Consider the following 613-nt stretch of genomic DNA (forward strand, 5'->3'; position numbering starts at 1 on the left):
ATTCAAATGGAATAGTAAATGTAATATTTGTACCTTTTCCAAGTTCACTTTTGACATAAATTTTACCACTATGGGCTTCAATAATTTGTTTTGCTATAGAAAGTCCAAGACCTGTGCCACCAGTTGACTTGGTTCTTGATTCATCAACTCTATAAAATCTATCGAAGATATGGGGGAGACCCTCCGAAGGAATGCCTACGCCTTTATCCTTGACACTGATAAACGTATTACTATCATTTTGTTTTACCTCTATAGTTATTTCTTCAGAAGAAGTACTAAATTTTATACTGTTGTCTATGAAAATTCTTACAACTTGTTTTAGCAAGTTATAGTCTCCATTTACTTTTAGAGAATCTTCGCAAATGTATGAAATAAAAGTCTGATTGTGATTTAGTAATGTTTCATCAACAACTTCCTTTAAAAATGGTCTAAGCAAAATTTCTTCTTTCTTTGTAACAAATACATTGTTATCTCCCTTTGCAAGCAGCAATAGGTTTTCTATAAGTTTATTCATATTATCTGTTTCAGATTTTAATGTGGTAAGAGAACGATTTAACTGCATTTTATCATTTTTTCCCCAGCGATTTAGCAGATTTACATGGCCATGTATAAT

At 31.3% G+C, this 613-nt stretch carries 1 protein-coding gene; it reads right to left on the minus strand.

The features are described 5' to 3' along the window. On the minus strand, positions 1 to 613 hold a 613-nt coding region (locus tag ACJDU8_RS25610), incomplete at both ends, for a sensor histidine kinase (RefSeq protein WP_406795011.1).

The organism is Candidatus Clostridium eludens (assembly GCF_045310515.1).
GTDB classification, from domain to species: Bacteria; Bacillota; Clostridia; order Clostridiales; family Clostridiaceae; genus Clostridium_B; species Clostridium_B eludens.